Annotated in this window: 15 protein-coding genes; all 15 read left to right on the top strand. The window is 43.8% G+C overall.

Features of this window, described 5'->3' with window-relative positions; genetic code table 11:
• Window positions 1-431 precede the first annotated feature (431 nt).
• The 15 genes from AS141_RS06000 (at window position 432) to AS141_RS05930 (ending at window position 18,983) form a co-directional block, all read left to right on the top strand.
• Window positions 432-839, top strand: coding sequence for a nuclear transport factor 2 family protein (locus AS141_RS06000; RefSeq protein WP_057936704.1), 408 nt, complete (start codon window positions 432-434; stop codon window positions 837-839).
• 79 nt (window positions 840-918) lie between these two features.
• Entirely contained in the window at window positions 919-1,482 is a 564-nt protein-coding gene (locus AS141_RS05995) for a TetR/AcrR family transcriptional regulator (RefSeq protein WP_057936703.1), read from the top strand.
• A 25-nt stretch (window positions 1,483-1,507) separates the two neighbouring features.
• Complete coding sequence (locus AS141_RS05990; RefSeq protein ID WP_157243399.1) at window positions 1,508-2,011, top strand: NAD-dependent epimerase/dehydratase family protein; 504 nt, start codon at window positions 1,508-1,510, stop codon at window positions 2,009-2,011.
• 168 nt (window positions 2,012-2,179) lie between these two features.
• A complete protein-coding gene (locus AS141_RS05985) occupies window positions 2,180-2,872 on the top strand; it encodes an RNA polymerase sigma factor (RefSeq protein ID WP_057936702.1) in 693 nt (230 codons plus the stop codon).
• A 104-nt stretch (window positions 2,873-2,976) separates the two neighbouring features.
• Window positions 2,977-3,990 (top strand): FecR family protein, encoded by a 1,014-nt coding sequence (locus tag AS141_RS05980; protein WP_057936701.1) that lies wholly within the window; start codon window positions 2,977-2,979, stop codon window positions 3,988-3,990.
• A 146-nt stretch (window positions 3,991-4,136) separates the two neighbouring features.
• A complete protein-coding gene (locus tag AS141_RS05975) occupies window positions 4,137-7,616 on the top strand; it encodes a SusC/RagA family TonB-linked outer membrane protein (RefSeq protein ID WP_232424831.1) in 3,480 nt (1,159 codons plus the stop codon).
• A gap of 12 nt (window positions 7,617-7,628) precedes the next feature.
• Complete coding sequence (locus tag AS141_RS05970; RefSeq protein ID WP_057936700.1) at window positions 7,629-9,092, top strand: RagB/SusD family nutrient uptake outer membrane protein; 1,464 nt, start codon at window positions 7,629-7,631, stop codon at window positions 9,090-9,092.
• 129 nt (window positions 9,093-9,221) lie between these two features.
• On the top strand, window positions 9,222-10,700 hold the full coding sequence (locus AS141_RS05965) for a BNR-4 repeat-containing protein (protein WP_057936699.1): 1,479 nt from the start codon (window positions 9,222-9,224) through the stop codon (window positions 10,698-10,700).
• Window positions 10,690-12,189, top strand: coding sequence for a PQQ-dependent sugar dehydrogenase (locus AS141_RS05960; RefSeq protein WP_057936698.1), 1,500 nt, complete (start codon window positions 10,690-10,692; stop codon window positions 12,187-12,189). The genes AS141_RS05965 and AS141_RS05960 overlap by 11 nt, the downstream gene beginning before the upstream one ends.
• The gene (locus AS141_RS05955) at window positions 12,186-13,397 is read left to right on the top strand and encodes an Nramp family divalent metal transporter (protein WP_232424830.1); all 1,212 of its coding nucleotides are present in this window, start codon (window positions 12,186-12,188) and stop codon (window positions 13,395-13,397) included. Before AS141_RS05960 ends, AS141_RS05955 begins: the two co-directional genes overlap by 4 nt.
• Before the next feature lie 23 nt (window positions 13,398-13,420).
• Entirely contained in the window at window positions 13,421-14,437 is a 1,017-nt protein-coding gene (locus AS141_RS05950; RefSeq protein WP_057936697.1) for an NAD-dependent epimerase/dehydratase family protein, read from the top strand.
• Complete coding sequence (locus tag AS141_RS05945) at window positions 14,437-15,501, top strand: dihydrodipicolinate synthase family protein (RefSeq protein WP_057936696.1); 1,065 nt, start codon at window positions 14,437-14,439, stop codon at window positions 15,499-15,501. The genes AS141_RS05950 and AS141_RS05945 overlap by 1 nt, the downstream gene beginning before the upstream one ends.
• 4 nt (window positions 15,502-15,505) lie before the next feature.
• Entirely contained in the window at window positions 15,506-17,464 is a 1,959-nt protein-coding gene (locus tag AS141_RS05940) for a hypothetical protein (protein ID WP_232424829.1), read from the top strand.
• A gap of 49 nt (window positions 17,465-17,513) precedes the next feature.
• Complete coding sequence (locus AS141_RS05935; protein WP_057936695.1) at window positions 17,514-18,521, top strand: Gfo/Idh/MocA family protein; 1,008 nt, start codon at window positions 17,514-17,516, stop codon at window positions 18,519-18,521.
• Between the two features lie 231 nt (window positions 18,522-18,752).
• A complete protein-coding gene (locus AS141_RS05930; RefSeq protein ID WP_057936694.1) occupies window positions 18,753-18,983 on the top strand; it encodes a hypothetical protein in 231 nt (76 codons plus the stop codon).
• The last annotated feature ends 511 nt before the right edge of the window (window positions 18,984-19,494 follow it).

The following is a 19,494-nucleotide window of genomic DNA, read 5'->3' as shown; positions in this document are numbered from 1 at the left end:
TGAGGTGGAAGCAATTTACTGTGAATGTAGGTAGGTAATTGAACTATGGCACATTTATTTACGGAAATTAAACGGCGGATGCGATGTTCATGACATATTCCGTCCAAACTCCATTAGGAAAATGTTGTTTTCTCAACTTGAAATTAACCAACAGGTAAGCTATAGGTGACAAAGGAGGTATTTCGACTTCACCCTGATTCACGGTTAGTTTGAATATTCCTTGTGGTAACACATTTATTATCATTTGACTAGATGATATATTTCCGCATTTCATAGTCCGACCACACAATGTGTATTTTACAAAAGTGAATCATGGGACTTTCGGATTTTCAACCCCTATTTTAAGTTTTTTGAGGAGTTATAGATTTTGTGGACAAATAAATTCATGTACATTTGTTATGACTGACTAAACAGTCACTAAATTATAAAACATGAAAACAAAAGAAACCGCAGAAAAATACTTCAATGCAATGGTGGCCGGAAAGTTCGATGAAATGGCTAAATTAAAAACGCCTGATTGTGTTTATTGGCTGAGTGGAGAGGGATCTTGGCCGTTTGGAGGTTACCAATCATTGGAAAACCAGGGGAAATTATGGGGTACTGTAGCGGAACGATTCCCGGAAGGGATGAAAATGACACTCCGCTCTATTACTGCAGATGATGAGCGGGCAGCGCTTTATGTTCATATTCGGGGAATGCGAAAGGATGGTCGTATTTACGAAAACAATGTGATGTTGCTTTTGACCTTTAAGGACGGCTTAATCAGTGGGCTTTATGAATATTTGGATACCATTATGGTCAATGAATTATTCTGTGGACCGATGGACCATGTAAAATAATAGTTAAAGCACTAGGAATGCGATTGGTGTATATAAGCGTTTTTAAGCTTCGGTTACCTTCTAAAATCAAACTTAATTTATGGATAAAAGGGAAAAGCTACTTCAAACGGCATTGGAATTGTTTGTAACACAAGGATTTAACGATACTCCGACAAGTAAAATTGCAAAAGAGGCAGGAATAGCAACAGGGACTCTGTTTTATTTTTTTCCGACTAAGGATAAGTTGATCATTTCACTTTACTTAAAATTAAAGGGGCAGGCAGCAGAAAGTATAAATGCGGCATTGGCTGAAGTTAAATCAACAAAGGAAGTTATCAAGACTTATTATACAGAATCGCTCAAATGGTCGCTCGGCAATCCCAACGAGTTTTTGTTTCTGGCGCAGTTCTCCAATTCTCCCTATCTGAAAAAAATTGGTGCGGATGAAATTTCGGCTCAGATAGCACCCATATTACAACTTTTTAGCCTGGCTATCGAGGAGCAACAGATTGCTGAAAATGATGTGAATTTATTGTATGCGTTACTCAGCAATCAGGTATTTGGTGTAAACCAATATCTTTCTTCAAATCAATTCTCCAAAAAAGCACAACATAAAATCATTGAGGATACATTCTCTATGTTTTGGAGAATGATTGAACGCTGATAAGTATAATGATAGAAATAAGAAAATGAAAATAATAATTACGGGAGCCACAGGAATGATTGGGGAAGGCGTTTTGCTGGCTTCTCTTGATCGTCCTGATATTACCGCGGTATTGATGGTAAACAGAAGAGCTTCTCCGTTAATGCATCCCAAACTTTCTGAACTGATTGTAAAAGATTTTACAGATTTAGCTGCCCATAGCGACCAGCTAACCGGCTACGATGGCTGTTTCTATTGCGCCGGGATAAGTTCTTTAGGTATGGACGAGGACAATTACAACCGTATCACTTTTTATACCACAATGATGTTTGCAAAGGACCTTGCCTGTTTGAATCCGGACATGGTTTTCTTTTACTTATCGGGAGTTTATGCCGATAGTTCGGAAAATGGAAAAATAATGTGGGCAAGGATAAAAGGCAAAACAGAGAATGCATTAAATGGTCTACAGTTTAAAGCTGCTTTCAGCTTCAGGCCAGGTTTTATTATTCCGATGAAAGCACAAAAAAATGTGAGGGATTCTGTTACTTAATGATACTGCTTCTATTTATCTTTAAGTCAGTTAAATATGAGGTTTTAAATTTTTTGATTTAGTTATAGACTTTCCTATGCTGATCTCATTTGATTTCGAATTCTAAGAGGTAAGCTAGTTTTTAAATTTTCTGACTTTTGGCTTTAAAAAAATATTATCATATCATTATTGCCTGATAAAGAACTTGAGTTACTAGTTCCTTTCCTTACTGCATGTGAAACAAACTTAAGCTATCCGGTTTTGGATGTAAAAGATTCTACTTATTTGAAGCAACTTGTGGAAGGGCTTGTCCAGGGGGATGAGGCATGCTTTAAAAATCTTTATGAGCTGTTTTCTGTTAAAGTTTACAACATCACCAGAAAAATGGGGCTTGGGCACGAAGACGCAGAAGGAGTGGTTCAGGAAGTTTTTTTGAAAATCTGGAAAAACCGGGCCAAACTAGACCCAGAGCTTTCCATAAATGCCTATATTTTCGCGATTTTAAGGTCTCGGGCTATAAATCAACTAAAGAAACAAGCACGTTTTTTTGCATTCCAAAAATATCAGATACCACTTTTGCAACAGGTCACGAACTTAAGTGCAGACAGTGAACTGATATATGCTGAATTTCATAATCTATCCCTGGAGCTTATTGAAAAATTGCCCCCTTCGCAGCGTCAGATATTCAAGTTGCGGCACCTGGAGAATAAATCGATAGAGGAAATATCAGAAGCCCTTAACCTTTCCAGGCGCTCAGTTGAAAATCACATATTCAGGGGCACGAAACTGTTTAAGGAAGGACTCGATAAATTAGAAATTGTTTCCAAAAGCGTTTGGGTAATCGCTATAAATGCAATACTTGATTCGTTTTTAATGGTGTAATCCAGTTCAATTTTAGGGTAAATTACGAATTCCCTGATTTTTTTTTTGATTTGTCTTGAGTATAAATTACCTGCTGATGGTATATACTGTAGAACAAAGACAAAATGAACCATCATAAAAGAATAAAGGATTTTTTTGAAGGAAACCTTACAAAGGAGGAAGCCCAGGAATTTCTGGACTTTTTAGAAAGCAAAGAGGCAGAGGAATTCTTGACTGCCGACATGATTCAATTGTGGTCAGACAAATTAAAATCAGGGGAGTATAATTGGGACAATAAGGCTTTGTGGGAAAAATTAAACCATAACAAGTCCAATTATGCACGTCCCTATGTTCAGCGGGACAGCATCCGAAAGAGAAACTGGCTTCCTTGGACCCGGGCAGCTGCCGTGTTTATTGCAATTGGTCTATCAACCCTGTTTTTTGTCAACCGGGATAAATATAAAGCCGATCAAGAGCAAGAACTGCTATTGGATACCAAATTAATCACGCATTACAATCCTGCTGGTAAGAAAACCAGGATTACCCTGCCGGATGGATCCACCGTGTTTTTAAATTCAGAAAGCAAGCTGGTTTATCCGGCTGATTTTCAACGGGACAGATCAGTTTCTTTGGAAGGGGAAGGCTTTTTTGAAGTGACGAAAGATACTGAACATCCTTTTAAGGTGGAGTCCAATGGTATTGTTACCACCGCTTTAGGGACCTCTTTCAATATATCCACTTTTGAACCTGACGATAAAGTAGCTGTCACCCTGCTGACTGGGAAGGTAGAATTGAGGCAGAAAGGGAAAGGAAAAGCTATACAGCTTATTCCCGGTGAGGAATCAGTTCTTTCCAAATTCGATGAAAACCTGAACAAGAAGACGGTAGATGCCCTAGATATGATATTGTGGACCCAAGGGGTTTTGAAATTAAACGATACCGGCTTTGATCAATTGACCGCCATACTCGAAAGGTGGTATGATGTAGAAATTACTGTGCAGGGAAGCGGGACAAAGCTACTTGCCCGCGGGACTTTTGATTCGAACGAAAGCCTAAGGAATGTCTTGACCGTGCTGGGCGAATCCATGAATTTCAGCTATGAATTAAACGATAAAAAGGTACTGATTAAACTAAACTGACTGGCCTATGAAAAAATTTAAGTAGGGAAAAAAACAGGAACGTACTGCGAATACGCTCCTGCTGAAATCAAAACACATTGCCCCGTTCAGAAGATTTGCAACTGTCGTCTGGGGAATTATCATGTTTCAACTTACCATCCAAACATATGAAAAAAATATTACCATTAATAGTCATGTCTATTAAGCTACTGGCCAGAGGGATTGCCCTGCTCTGCATTTCTATCAATCCACTATTGGCCAACACCTCAAAAGCACAGGTAAAAAGTATTGATAAAGTGTTTCTAAAACTGGAAAAACATCCCAGGTCTTTGGTCAAGTTTTTTAATGAAATTGAGAAAAAGACGGAATTCAAATTCTTTTATACCTATGAGGCGATCAGGCCAGACTCGGCTATTTCTTATTTAGAAGAATATGAAAGCGTAGAAAATCACCTGTATTACATCGCTTCACAGACAGAACTTAGGTTCAAACAGGTTAATAATGCGATCAGTGTGATCAGAAAACCAACCCAGGATAATTCTTTGTTTGTGAAGAGATCAGATGGAGAGATTATTAGGGGTACGGTAAAAGATTCGTTTGGTGTGCCAATGCCCGGTGTTTCTGTTTTGGTGAAGGGTACAAGCGAAGGAACCGTGACCGAACTGGATGGCAGCTTCTCGATAGAGGTTGATCCGGGACAGACTCTGCTGTTTTCATTTATCGGTTATGAACGAAAAGAAATCCTGGTCAATTCGGATTTTGTACTGGAGGTGGTAATGGTGGAGGAGGAGAATTCCCTGGATGAATTTGTAGTGGTTGGGTACGGTACCGTTAAAAAGAAAGACATTACCGGAGCAGTCAGCGCCATAGAATCCGAGGAACTCAAGGATCAGCCGGTAGTAAGCATTGACCAGGCAATCGCCGGTAGATTGGCAGGTGTGGTGGTAACCCAGGCAACAGGCGCTCCCGGTGGAGGGGCTTCTGTCCGTATCCGGGGGGCAGGTTCATTAAGTGCCGGTAACGAGCCTTTATATGTTGTTGATGGATTTCCGGTAACCAATGATTTTGATCAGCGGAATAACCCGCTCAATACCATTAATCCTGCAGACATTGATAATATCCAGGTATTAAAAGACGCTTCTGCCACTGCTATTTATGGCTCAAGGGGATCCAATGGCGTGGTGCTGATCACAACAAAATCGGGAAAGGAAGGACAGGCAAAAATTGAGTTGAATGTGAGTTCCGGGTTTCAGCAGGTAGAAAAGACATTGGATGTGCTGAATGCATCCGAGTTTGCAACTTATATCAATGAAGCCAGAAATAATGCATGGGTGAATTCTGGACCAGGCAGATCTGCCTCAGATCCCAACGCTAATAGAATTCAGAATGTCATGTACCTGATTCCTGAGGGGTTTGAAAATCCACAAAGTCTGGGCGAAGGCACAAACTGGCAAGATGCTATTTTCCGGACCGCACGTATGAGCGATTACCGCCTTAACTTTTCTGGGGGAAATGCAAAAACCAGGTATTTCGTATCCGCAGGATATTTGGAGCAAGAAGGGGTGATCATAAATTCTGATTTGAAACGGTACTCCTTTAGGGTAAACGTGGAATCCCAGATGAATGAGCGGGTAAAAGTGGGTGTGAACATTACTCCATCCTATACTTTTTCCAACCAGTCACTGGCCGAAGGAAACTGGCAGGGGGGAGGGATAATCCAGTCTGCAATCACGGCAGGTCCTCATTTGACCCCCTACGATTCAGATGGCAACTATACCAAAATAACCGGACAGGGAATTGGTACCTCGGAGGTTGACAACCCGGTCAAAATAGCCCGGGAATATTTTCATCAGCAAAAAAACCTGAGATTGCTGGGCACGGCATTCACAGAAATTAGTCTGATCGATGATCTTAAGTTCAAAGCTTTGGTAGGTACTGATATTCGAAGCTTTAGAGAGGATATTTTCAGCTCTTCCATTATCAATCCAAACAGTGTCAATCTTACACGGCCTGCGGTGGGATCCAATAATACGGCACAGACGGTAAACTGGCTTTCAGAATTTACGCTAAGCTATGGGAAAACGTTGGGCAAACATACTTTTGATGCCGTTCTTGGATATACTATCCAAAAAGAGAAACTCGAGGCCAGTCAGATCACAGGAACAAATTTTGCGAATGACAATATTAAAACAACAAATGCTGCAGGATTGATAACCCGGGCGCTCAATACCGAGGAAGAGTGGTCATTGTTGTCCTTTCTTGCACGATTGAATTACAATTATGATGACCGTTATCTTTTAACGGCAACTTTCCGACAGGATGGTTCATCCAGGTTCGGATCAGATAACAGATGGGGGGCATTTCCCTCCCTATCACTTGGATGGAGACTTTCTGAAGAGGATTTTCTGAACCAGGTAAGCTGGTTGTCGGAACTTAGGCTGCGGGCCAGTTACGGTCTTACAGGTAATAATTTTATTTCAAACTATGGCGCAATCGGTCTTACGGCCATAGAGAATTATCCACTGGGTACCAGCATCAGCAACGGAATAAGATTGGCGAATGTACCCAACTCCACGTTGGGATGGGAGAAAAACAAACAGCTGGATTTTGGGTTGGAGTCAGGTGTATTCCAAAATAGGATTTACCTGGCAGCAGATTATTACATCAAACGTACTTCTGATTTATTGTTGAATGTTCCGGTGCCAACCCTTACTGGGTATACCAATGCACTGCAGAATATCGGGGAGATTAAGAACAAGGGGATAGAATTTACCCTGACCAGCAGAAACCTGGTGTCTGATTTTACCTGGACAACAGATTTTAATATTGCTTTTAATCAGATTGAGGTGATGGCATTGGGCCCAGACGGGTCGCCGATTATTTCCAGACAGGCAACTTCCTCCTCTTCACCAACACATATTACACAGATCGGTTCTGTCCCGGGAAGTTTTTATGGTTATCAGGTAATCGGCGTTTATCAAAATCAGGAAGATGTTGAAAACAGTGCGGTAGTATTGAACGGCGATGGAACTGTTCAGTCCATTCCGGGGAGATTGAAATTTGCCGATATCAATGGTGACGGGATTATCAATACTGATGACAGAACGATTTTAGGGGATCCTTTTCCTGATTTTACCTATGGGATGACAAATAGGTTTTCATTCCGGAATGTGGATTTTTCTTTTACCCTGCAAGGGGTACAGGGATTTGAGGTACTCAACCTGGCCAGAAGATATTATGGCAATTATGCCGGGTCTTACAATGTCCTTCGAAGTGCGTCAAATGGATGGAAATCCGAGACTGATCGGGGAGATGGGACCTCACCGATGATTGATAGGAATTTTAATGCCTACGCAGGAAGTAATGTGGTAAACAACGTGACTTCGCAGTTTGTAGAGGACGGATCATTCTTAAGGATCAGAAACATTACTATAGGATATACCTTCCCGGCAACTATTCTGGAGCGTATAAAGGTTTCCAATGCACGGTTGAATTTCACCGTTCAAAATGCCTACACCTTTACCAAATATGAGGGATTCAACCCAGAAGTTTCGGCACAGGGAGGAAACCCACTTGTGCCAGGTGTTGATGCCGGTGGATATCCTCTGGCGAGGACATACATGTTGGGTTTAACTATTGGCTTCTAAACGGATTATCTTATGAATAACAAACTAAAATATAAATTGGTTGGTGCTTTGCTCCTGATGGGACTCAGCGCATGCAACAGTGATTTCCTGGATTTGGCACCTATTTCCCAGGGAAACAGTACTAATTTTTACAAGACCGCTTCTGATTTGGAAAATGCCCTTACGGCAGTTTACGGGTCGCTCCAATATGGTGGAACCTATTACTCTTCCATGCACGTAATCGGGGAGCTCAGATCAGACAATACTGAAATCACAAACCCTAATGCTGGCGCAAACCTGCAGGCTGTGGATGACTTCACCAATGACGCGGTCAATTCCATCAGCAGCACTACCTGGAATGCGCATTATCAGGGAATCCAGGCCGCAAATATTGTAATTGATAAAATCGCCTCTGTAGAAATGGATGACGCACTCAAAGCACGCTACACAGGCGAGGCCAAATTCCTTCGGGCTTTGTTGTATTTTAACCTGGTCAGGATCTATGGGGATGTTCCTTTGGTGTTACAGGTGATTACCAATCCTGAGCAAGGCTATACTTTCGGCAGAAATCCTAAACAGGAAGTATATGAACAGATTATAGCTGATTTGGGTGATGCCGAAGCAAGTCTTCCTTTCTCTTATGGCAATGCTGACGTGGGCAGGGCAACACGAGGCGCCGCCATGGCCTTACTGGGTAAAGTTTATCTTACCAGAAAAGAGTGGACGGCTGCTTCACAAAAACTCAGGGAATTAACCGATGCTTCAGGGGAAACTGGCTATCGGTTAATGGACTCTTACGGGGATATTTTCGGGCCAACGAATGAAAATAATGCTGAATCCATCTTTGAAGTACAGTTTAGTAGCAGTTCAAACGGGGAAGGAAGTCCCTTTACCAATCAGTTTGCCCCAATAGGATCAGGAAAGGCAGTGGTCTCCGTTGGCAATCCATTGGGGCAGAATATTCCTACCGCGGATATGGAAGCTGCCTACAGCATTGGGGATGCCAGAAAAGAATTTTCAATGGCCACTTCCTATCAGCTAAACGGGGATGAAGTGGAACATAATTTTATCCTGAAGTATTCGGGAACTCCTGCCGCTTACCTGGACAGTGACAATAACTGGATAGTTTTACGCTATGCCGATGTGTTACTGATGTATGCCGAAGCGCTCAATGAGATTTCCTTTCAGCCGGATGGGGAGGCCTTTTTACTGCTCAACCAGATCCGGTCAAGAGCAGGCCTACCTATGATGAGTAGTTCAGGCCCAGACCCCGCATACGTGTTGGCCACCCAGCAGGATTTCAGAGCGGCAGTTGCCAATGAGCGAAGAGTGGAACTTGCCTTTGAGGGACACCGCTGGTTTGATCTGGTCAGGACTGATGAGGCATTGAATGTACTTTCCTCAAAAGGTATCCAAGCCCACCACTTGTTATTTCCGATACCTCAAAGTCAGATAGATATTAATCCCGGTCTGATCGTACAGAATCCGGGATATTGATCCGGAAAAACTACTATCCATATCTCTATTCTCTAGCTACCACCCCAGATTTTTGGGGTGGCTGGGGATTCTTTGCTACCATGTGCTGATTTGAGATAAGGAAAATCAGTGAATTAAGAAAACTATCAAATGTCAACTCTACTACACAGATCGGGGGTATGCTGTCTTATTATCATCCTCCTGGTAAACACTTCACTTGCCCAATCTATAAGTACGCCCAACCTGAAAGAAACGGGGTACAGCGGGATTTGGTATAGCAATGAGCCCTCTGAAAATGAGTATATCTATAAATACGGTGGCGGTTTAGCTACCTATCCGGCAAATCATTACCCCTTTTCGGTGTATGCAGAAAAGGTAAACAAGACTTTTTTTTGCTATGGGGGAGCAGATTCGGAGGGGAAAACCCTATACCACATGGTGTCCTACTTTGACCATACGACAGGTCAGGTTCCCAGACCAACACTGGTCATGGATAAACAAACGGATAATGCCCATGACAACCCTGTCATGAACATTGACAAGGAGGGCTATATCTGGATTTTCTCTACATCTAATGGAACATTGCGGCCTTCTTATATCCACAAGAGCACACAACCCTATGATATTTCTGAGTTTGAAGCTGTGTTTGCCACTAAAATCGAGCAGGGCGAAACAGTCCCAATGGATAATTTTTCCTATCTCCAAAGTTGGTATCAACCCGACAAGGGATTCATCAATTTATTCACCCATTACCAGACCGGAGTGATACCCGGACAGCAGGAAAAGCCCAGAAGAACGATTGGTTTTATGACCAGCACGGATGGGAGCTCGTATTCTGAGTGGCAGGATATTGCCAGGATTGAGGAGGGGCACTATCAGACCAGTGGGCAGTCAGGTAACCTGCTTGGGACATCCTTTAATTTTCACCCTTTCGTCAAGGAGGGCAATGGGCTCAACTATAGGACGAATCTATATTACCTGCAGACGGATGATTTTGGGGAAATCTGGACAAATGCAAGTGGTGATCGGCTAACTATTCCTCTTAAGGATGTTCAAAATATGGCATTGGTGAGGGATTACCAGTCCGAGGGATTATTGGTTTACATCAATGACCTGGAATTTGATAGCCAAAATAGGCCTGTGATTCTATACCTGACCAGTAAGGGGTATGAAGCTGGACCTGAAAATGGACCAAGAACCTGGCATACAGCAAGATTTACCGGTAATGAGTGGGAAATCCTGCCAGTAACTTCCTCTGATAATAATTACGATATGGGATCCCTTTACATTGATAGCCAGGGGACATGGAGGATAATTGGGCCCACTGACGCTGGTCCTCAAAAATATAACACCGGAGGTGAGATGGTGCTCTGGACCAGTGTAGACCAAGGTAAAAACTGGACCAGTAGAAAGCTCACCCGTAACAGTAGCCACAATCATTCCTATGCCCGGAAACCAGTGAATGCCAATGAGGGGTTTTATGCCTTTTGGGCCGATGGGCATGGACGGGAAAAATCAGTTTCTACACTCTATTTTTCTGACCGTTCTGGAAATGTCTATAGGCTTCCCGCACATATGGATGGACAGTTTTCCAAACCTGAACTAATCTTTAATGTCCATGGAAATTAACAGGTCGGTACTGGGGAGAGTATTGCTGGGTCTGTACCTGTTAACGGGCTGCAGGCAGGAGAAGGATCGTGAACTGGATCGTCTTGATATGGTTTATCTGGATTCATCGCGTCTGAAAGTAGAGGTGCTGGCCTCTGGGCTGGAGGTCCCTTGGGACCTGGAGGTTGACGGACTTGGGAATTTGTGGATCGCTGAACAAAAGGGCAAAGTTTCCCTGATGAACCTAAAGACAGGTTCTTTGAAACATCTTTTGACGCTTCCTGATGTCTGGCAAGAGCGAACCTCTGGCTTATTGGGGATGACAGTACATCCTGATTTCATGGGATTTCCACATGTTTACCTCAACTATACTTTAAAACAAGGCAGTGGGATTGTTAGCCGTCTCATTCGATATACATACCATAACGATACGCTAATCCAACCATTTGTACTATTGGAAATCGAAGGTGGGACATCCCACAATGGCTCTAGACTGGATTTTGGACCGGATAATAAATTGTATTGGGCTACCGGGGATATACATGATTTCTCGAATGCACAGAATCCCCAATCCCTGAACGGGAAAATCCTTAGAATCAATCAAGATGGAAGCATTCCTAAGGACAACCCTAATCCCAATAGCTATGTGTGGTCGATGGGATTTAGGAATATGCAGGGGCTGGTGTTTTCTTCCAATGGAATGCTCTATACCTCTGAACATGGAGATGCAATTGAAGATGAGGTAAACCTGATCCGGAAGGGCGGAAATTATGGCTGGCCTAACATAGAGGGAAAAGAGGATCTGGATGAGGAGCGGGATTTTGCCCGCATACATAACACGTTAGAGCCTTTGCGTTCCTGGACGCCGGTAATCGCCCCTGCAGGATTGACTTATTATGGGAACAAGGCTATACCGGAATGGACTAATTCTTTATTGTTGACTACCCTAAAGGGGAAGAGCCTCAGAGTACTTTCATTAAACGAAAAAGGGGACGATATCATCTCAGAAGAAATTCTGTTTGAAAACCGCTATGGTAGGCTTCGAGATATCGTGACAGGTAGTGAGGGGGAAATCTATCTGAGCACCAGTAACCTCGACTGGAATCCCCAGCCCGGGTTTCCCTTGGACGGCGATGACAAAATCTTAAAAATAAGCCGTTCGGACGAAACATCTACCTCGCCGCTCAGCCCGGTGAAAGCACAACAAGGGCCATTGTTGAGTGGCAGTGAGCTCTACTTAAGTTACTGTGCTTCCTGTCACAAGGAGGATGGAAGTGGTATTCCTGAGATATTCCCTTCCTTAAAAGACTCCCGATTGATCACGGGAGACCCTTCCGCTTTGGTTGGACTCGTGCTGAAGGGCTCAGAATCCTCCGAGAGCGGGCAACAGATGCCAAGCTTTGCGTTTTTGGACAACAGGCAAGTAGCTGAAATCCTCAATTATGTCCGTGGTGAATGGTCAGAAAATATGCAAAGAATCGATCCGGATTTTATTGAACAAAACAGATGAGCAAACAGGTGGAAAAAATGATCAGTGGGCTCAAGAGCCTTGGTCCGGGTATCATCACTGCGGCCTTGGTCTTCGGGCCTAGCAAGATGACCATTACTTCAAAATTGGGGGCCTTATATGGGTATAGCACCTTATGGTTGGTCGTGGTGGCTATATTTTTTATGCTGGTTTTTACCGATATGGGGGCAAGGATCGGCCTGAGCAGCCAGGAGACCTTACTGTCCCAGATAAGAAAAAAGTGGGGCAGGACAGTAGGGATCACCATAGGGATGGGTGTGTTCTTGGTAACTACCTCCTTTCAGGCGGGGAACTCCATAGGGGTGGGTATCGCTGTTGCGGAAGCAACCGGAACTTCCAGCTGGGTTTGGGTTTTAGTGTTTAACCTGGTTGGGATGAGCTTGTTGTTTTTCAGGAGTTTTTATAAGACGCTGGAAAAGTTGATGATTGGTCTGGTCGGTTTGATGCTGCTTTCATTCCTGACCACTGCGGTATTGATTAAACCGGATTTCTCAGCCATCGGCAGTGGATTGGTTCCCAATGTTCCTATTGGTTCGGAAGCTATTATGATTGCTTTTGTTGCTTCATGCTTTTCAATTGTGGGGGCATTTTACCAATCCTATCTCGTCCAGGAGAGAAACAAGAGCAAAGGAGGAAATACTGACAAAAATACCAGTATCACAGGAATTGTCCTGTTGGGGTTGATGAGTGCTGTGGTGATCATTTGCGCAGCCGCGATTTTATACCCACAGGGAATCCAGGTCAATTCGGCGTCTGAAATGTCCAAAGCTCTGGAGCCACTGTTCGGTTCAGCCGCAGCTTATCTGTTCTTGGCCGGCCTGTTCGGTGCCTCATTTTCATCACTTATTGGAAATGCCACAGTCGGGGGAAGTTTGTTGGGCGACGCCATGGGGTTTGGCAGCGGATTGAGCTCGGGAAAGGTCAGAAGCTTGATCGCCCTGGTCATGGTCTGTGGCGCAGGCATCTCACTGGCTTTTGGCAAGCTCCCTCTGGAGCTGATCATCTTTGCCCAAAGTGTGACCATTTTCCTTGTCCCTTTCATCGGGGGAGCCATGTATGTGGTTGCCAATGACAGGCAGCTAATGGGGGAGCGGGCCAATACCCCTTTTGCAAAGGCCTCAGGCGGAATCGGCCTGCTGCTGCTGATCGCTTTGGCCAGCTGGAATTTCAAGGCACTTTTTATCAACTAGAATAAAAATATAAACCGATAACAATGAAAAATTTAAGGGAAATAGAAAAAGAACTGACTATTCCATCAGAGGCACTGATTGAAGATATGGCCCGGGTAGAAGGGGATATCATGTTGCTGGGAATAGGAGGAAAAATGGGGCCAAGCATGGGTAAGCTTGCCGTAGATGCCATTAAAGCCGCAGGATTGGAGAAACGGGTATATGGTGTATCCAGGTTTTCAGATGCAGGGGCAATGAAGTCATTACAAGATGCAGGGGTTGAAACTATTTCCTGTGACCTGCTCAATGATGGCGAACTCCGGAAGTTGCCCCAGGTGCAGAATATTATTTACCTGGCAGGCCACAAATTTGGAACCACAGGGAATGAGGGATTTACCTGGGCAATGAATGCCTATTTACCGGGGAGGGTTTCGGAGAAATTCAAAAATTCAAGGCTGGTCGTGTTTTCATCAGGAAATGTGCTGCCCTTTGTGCCTATCTCTTCAGGCGGGGCAACAGAGAAGACCGCACCGGAGCCTATAGGGGAATATGCACAGTCCTGCCTAGGAAGGGAAAGGGTTTTTGAGTATTTCTCTAAAGCAAACAAAACGCCTATGTTGATCTATAGGCTAAACTATGCGGTGGACTTTCGGTATGGGATTTTGCTGGAAATGGCCAAAGCTGTTTTCCACGAAAAGGAAATTGATCTAAGTACCGCTAATGTGAATGTTATCTGGCAAAAAGATGCCAATGAAATAGCACTAAGAGCGCTTTTGCACACCACCGCACCTGCAAAACTGCTGAATGTTACCGGGCCGGAAATTCTTTCCCTTCACTGGATTGCCTCGGAGTTTGGAACAATTTTCAACAAAGTGCCGAAGTTCATCAATGAGCCTGTTGGGACTGCATTGTTGAGCAATGCTTCAGAATGCCACCGCTTGTTCGGTTATCCTAAAACCACTCCGGGGGAGATGGTGGAAATCACTGCCAACTGGCTGCTTCAAGGTGGTGATGACTTTGGTAAGCCTACACATTTTCAGCAGAGAGGAGGGAGGTTTTGATGAAGGAATTAAGCAAAGAATTGTATCAACATCTGCTTCGAGGAACCGTAATTCCTGCACATCCACTCGCTTTAGACCAGGACAGATCCATTGATGAGCGAAGGCAAAGGCAACTGACTAGGTATTATATAGCCAGCGGGGTAGGAGGAATCGCAGTAGGCGTGCATTCTACCCAATTTGAAATACGGGATCCCAGACACAACCTGTACGAAACAGTGCTAAAATGGGCATCAGAGGAGATTGATGGAGCAATTCCGGACCGTCCTTTCCTGAAAATTGCTGGTATCTGTGGAAAAACCAGGCAGGCGGTATCTGAGGCGAAAATGGCTTTGGGATACGGCTATGAACTGGGATTGCTCAGTATGGGAGGGTTGCAGGGCTGGACAGAAAAGGAACTATTGGATAGGGTGCGCCAGGTGGCTGCTGTGATTCCTGTTTTTGGATTTTACCTGCAGCCCTCAGTTGGAGGACGGGTTTTCAGTTATGGTTTCTGGAGACAGTTCGCTGAAATCAACAATGTGGTGGCAATAAAATGTGCTTCATTCAACCGCTATCAGACCTTGGATGTGATGCGGGCTGTATGCAACAGTTCAAGGGTAGATGATATTGCCATGTACACCGGCAATGACGATAATATCGTAGCGGATTTATTGACCGACTATAAGTTTACCGTTTCCGGGAAGCTGGTTGAAAAAGGTTTTGTGGGAGGACTGCTGGGACATTGGGCAGTATGGACCCAAAAGGCAGTAAGCCTCTTGGAAGAAGTCAGGCATTGCAAAGCCCAGGGAAGTGGTGAGGACTGGGCAAGACTCCTCTCCAAAGGTGTTGCTGTTACGGATGTAAACGCAGCTATGTTTGACCCATCCCATCAGTTTCATGGCTGTATTCCGGGTATGCATACCATGCTTAAACACCAAGGCCTGCTCGGCACCACGCATTGTCTAAATCCAGATGAGCGCTTATCTGCGGGTCAGTTGGAAGAAATCCAGCGTGTACATCAAGATTATCCTGCCCTGAATGATGACTCATTTGTAAGGGAGTTTTTACTCAACGATAAATTCTAAACTAATGAAATCACTTTTAAAACCCGCTGCGCTATTTATTCTTCTGTTTCCGGCTATACCTGGGGTTTGCCAGGTGGATACAACCCAGTTTAAAAATCATGGTCCCCAATTATTTGCCTCAATGATACAGGGCAGTGCTTTTGTAAAGGATGAGGAGGGTAGGGAATTGGTTTATACGGTGGTAAGGGGGGAACCTGCCCACCTGCTTGGCTATGATGTTGAAACCAAAGACTTACTCACAGATCTTCCTTTGGGAGAGGCAGATGGTGCATGGGATATGGCCCAGGCTTCAGATGGTACACTTTATGTCCCCGGAGCTGATGGTACGATGTTTTCCCATAAACCCGGAACCGCGGAAGTGAAGGATCTGGGGGTGGCACTCGAAGGGGAGACTTACCTGTGGAATCTTACGGCAGGCAAAGATGCTGAGGTTTTCGGGGCTACTTATCCCGGATGTCGGGTGTTTAGGTACCATCCCGCCGATGGATTTTCCGATGTAGGTAAGGGACCTTTGGTCGAAGATGAGAATTATGTGAGAAGCATAGCCTATTACCCTAAAACTGAAATGGTTTATGCCGGAGTGGGTTCCAATGCACATCTGATTGAAATCAATCCCAAAACAGGGGAAAAGAGGGATATTCTTCCAGAAAAATACCAAGACTATGAATTCGTGTATGGGCTGGAAATCGTTCCTGGCATAGACGGGGAAGACAGGTTATTCGTTTTGCTGACCAATGGCAGTGTGACGCTGGTTTATAATCTGAGATCAGGGGAATTTGAACAGGAAATAAAAAAGATGGACATGCGCGCAATTACAGGGGTTCCTGGTGGGGATGCCGTTTATTACACTTCAGGGGGTTCTTTAAAAAACTTTAACCCCGCCTTTCCGGAAGCTAATGCCGAGGTTTTGGGAGAAGACGTTGGTACGGCCAACGCTTTCAGCGTGGGAACAAAAGGGGAAGTATATGCATTGACCTCCGGTAAGAATCTGATTAAATATGACCCGAAAACCAGGCGGCTGGACAAGACTAAATTAAAGGTGCCAGGTCAACCTATTCCGATTCAGTCTTTAATGTATGGTCCGGATGGGAACATTTGGTCTGGTGGATACCTGGCAGGGGGAAATGCTACCTATAATCCAATAAGCGGAGAGCATAGATTTCTGCCGGGATTGGATCAGACTGAAGGGATGTCCTATCTAGGGGAAAAGATTTATTTTGGGGTTTATCCGAAAGGTAAATTCTATGAATATGACAGCAATTTTCCGTGGGATCCCAAAGGTGGAAATCCTAGAATGCTTGGACAAATCCTTGACCAGAGCAGGTCATTTGCCCAGGCCAGTATCCCTGAAAAGGGGATGGTGGTTTTTGGTATGATCCCTGAATATGGTAAACTTGGGGGCGCCTTAATCACCTACGATCTTAACGGCAACGAACTAAAAAGTCATCCCAGTCCGGTTGGCTCACAGGCTATATCAGGTATTATTTATACTGATGGATACGTTTTGGTCGGTACTACTATTTCCGGTGGGCTTGGGGTGAAGCCTACTACTACGGAAGCGGTTTTGGTTGGATGGGATCCGGAAAACGGAAATACCCTCTTTCAGACTGTCCCTATTTCAGGTGCCTCAGCATTAACAGGTTTTATTAAAGGTCCTGACGGTAATATATGGGGGATGGGAGATGGGACTCTTTTTAAGTTCGACCCGATAGGCAGGAAGGTGGTCAATACACATAAAATGTATGAATTTCCAGAGTTTAAAAGCCACATCTGGAGAAGTGCTTTTCTCATACAACATCCAGATGGCTACATATATGGAACAGATAATAAGAAGCTGTTCAAGATTGACCCTGAGTCAATGGTCATTACCGAACTTTCCAATAAAGCAGGTTTACTAGTCATGGATAAGCAGGGAACGCTTTTCTTCCGAAGGGGCACGGACCTTTGGTCATTCAGGCCGTAAGTAATAAGCAAGTGTTTGATGCATATACTAATTATAATCAGTTACCCGTATGGTACAGGATAATGGCTTTATGGATTTATCGAGAAGAAGGTTTTTGAAGAAATCTGCGGTTTTCGGGGTTGGGGCGGGATTGGACTTAAGTTCAATTCCCCACTTCGGAAATTCTCCGGTCAGGATTGGTATCATTGGTCTGGATACTTCCCATGCAGTGGCATTCACTGGATTGTTTAATGCCGAAAATCCCAAAAAAGAATTTGAGGGATTCAAAGTGGTTTCAGCTTATCCTTTTGGCAGTAGGAAAATCCCAGTGAGTATGAAGAGGATTCCGGAATATACACAGGCTGTCCAGGGTATGGGAGTAAGAATTGCAAATTCCATTGAGGAGCTCCTTGAAGAAACAGATGTCGTTCTTCTTGAAAGCAATGATGGGACCCTTCACCTCGAGCAGGCAAGAAAGGTTTTTAAAGCTAATAAACCTCTATTTATTGATAAGCCTGTTGCGGCTAATTATAAAGAAGTCAAAACGATTTATTCTGAGGCAATGGACAGGGGAATTCCTGTATTTTCTTCCTCTTCCCTGCGTTATCAGCAAAATGTGAATGCTGTTCGGAATGAAAAGGCAATCGGCAAAATTATCGGTTGTGATACATTTAGTCCGGCAGGAATAGAAGCTAGCCATAGTGACTTGTTCTGGTATGGGATTCATGGCGTGGAAATGCTTTTTACTGTGATGGGACCCGGATGTGAATCTGTCAGGAGGATTTATAGCCATGACGCGGACATAGTGGTCGGAAAATGGGCTGATGGAAGAATCGGGACTTTTAGGGGAATGCGTACAGGTGTACATGAGTATGGTGGGACTTCCTTCGGAACAGAGGGCAATCTTACACTGGGTTCCTTTGACGGCTATGAAGCCTTGGCAATGCAAATCGCACGGTTCTTTAGAACCCACATTTCACCGGTTGACTATACTGAAACCTTGGAAATCTATGCCTTTATGGATGCTGCTGATAAAAGTAAAAAGCAAGGAGGGGCAGAAGTTCTATGCCTGGTTTAGCCTAATCTGATATTGCACATGGATTTATTCATATACTGTCCTAAATCTCCTGCTGTGCAAGGGATTGTTTAATAGGATGTTGGAAATTACATCAACGTATTACCTGGAGGCAAGCATCGCCTATTGGCATACGGTGGATAATGACAATCCCGACAAGGGGCAAAGCATTTTGAAACTGTATGATCTATTGTTGTCAGCGAACCATTCCCCGGTTGTGGCCCTAAACAGGATATGGCATTCTCAAAATTCCATGGGAACAGGCCTGCAATCAAAGAAGCCAAAAAACTGGATTTAAAGGTAGATCATTTTTACCATGTCCTTTTGGCTGAATTGTATAAAGAGGTTGACGTAGGTCAGGCCGGCAAATATTTGGCAGAGGCACACCGTACCTGCAAGTCCGAAAAGGAAAAAGAGCTGATACAAAAGCAGATAGATAAGCTAACCAAAAAGCTGTCCGCATAATATGCCCTTTCCATAAAGTAACAAAAGTCCATTTTTTTGATTTTTCATTTGTTTTGGAGTGGATTTATATTAGTTGGCTGTAAATGAATAGGTTAGCGTAAATCATGAGGTGGCAAAGATGCGCTACATTAGCCTTGCCCACTCACTTCGAGCCGCTATTTCTGAGCATCATTCAATATGAATTTGATCCATCATGATTACCTGGCAGAGTGTAAAAATGCCTGAATATCTGCCTGGCCACCACTGTTTTTCCATCTATCGCAGTCCATTGAAAAAGTTATGAGGCAAATCCAAACAGGTTTTATTGCAAGCAAGAAGATACAGAGCGAAAATAAATAGAAATAGGTTTTGGGGTCAAAAAAAAAATCTATAAAAGGGATATTAAAGTTCAAGCTATTTCAGGACGATACAGTGTCTTTTTGTAGCATTTTAGGTGGTTTCTGTTTAAGCGAAAATTTTCTTCAACCAAATCACTTTTTGGGGTAGTGTCCCAAAGTAAATATATTCATAT

The sequence above is a fragment of the Algoriphagus resistens genome, from assembly GCF_001442615.1.
Classification (GTDB): Bacteria; Bacteroidota; Bacteroidia; order Cytophagales; family Cyclobacteriaceae; genus Algoriphagus; species Algoriphagus resistens.
The sequence above is the reverse complement of the archived record's forward strand: the minus strand, read 5'-3'. Positions and strand labels throughout refer to the sequence as shown.

Coding starts and splice junctions, on each gene's coding strand:
- AS141_RS05970 (WP_057936700.1), top strand. CDS start 7,629: ATGAATAACAAACTAAAATATAAATTGGTTGGTGCTTTGCTCCTGATG.
- AS141_RS05975 (WP_232424831.1), top strand. CDS start 4,137: ATGAAAAAAATATTACCATTAATAGTCATGTCTATTAAGCTACTGGCC.
- AS141_RS05955 (WP_232424830.1), top strand. CDS start 12,186: ATGAGCAAACAGGTGGAAAAAATGATCAGTGGGCTCAAGAGCCTTGGT.
- AS141_RS05940 (WP_232424829.1), top strand. CDS start 15,506: ATGAAATCACTTTTAAAACCCGCTGCGCTATTTATTCTTCTGTTTCCG.
- AS141_RS05945 (WP_057936696.1), top strand. CDS start 14,437: ATGAAGGAATTAAGCAAAGAATTGTATCAACATCTGCTTCGAGGAACC.
- AS141_RS05930 (WP_057936694.1), top strand. CDS start 18,753: ATGGCATTCTCAAAATTCCATGGGAACAGGCCTGCAATCAAAGAAGCC.
- AS141_RS05960 (WP_057936698.1), top strand. CDS start 10,690: ATGGAAATTAACAGGTCGGTACTGGGGAGAGTATTGCTGGGTCTGTAC.
- AS141_RS05995 (WP_057936703.1), top strand. CDS start 919: ATGGATAAAAGGGAAAAGCTACTTCAAACGGCATTGGAATTGTTTGTA.
- AS141_RS06000 (WP_057936704.1), top strand. CDS start 432: ATGAAAACAAAAGAAACCGCAGAAAAATACTTCAATGCAATGGTGGCC.
- AS141_RS05965 (WP_057936699.1), top strand. CDS start 9,222: ATGTCAACTCTACTACACAGATCGGGGGTATGCTGTCTTATTATCATC.
- AS141_RS05980 (WP_057936701.1), top strand. CDS start 2,977: ATGAACCATCATAAAAGAATAAAGGATTTTTTTGAAGGAAACCTTACA.
- AS141_RS05950 (WP_057936697.1), top strand. CDS start 13,421: ATGAAAAATTTAAGGGAAATAGAAAAAGAACTGACTATTCCATCAGAG.
- AS141_RS05990 (WP_157243399.1), top strand. CDS start 1,508: ATGAAAATAATAATTACGGGAGCCACAGGAATGATTGGGGAAGGCGTT.
- AS141_RS05935 (WP_057936695.1), top strand. CDS start 17,514: ATGGTACAGGATAATGGCTTTATGGATTTATCGAGAAGAAGGTTTTTG.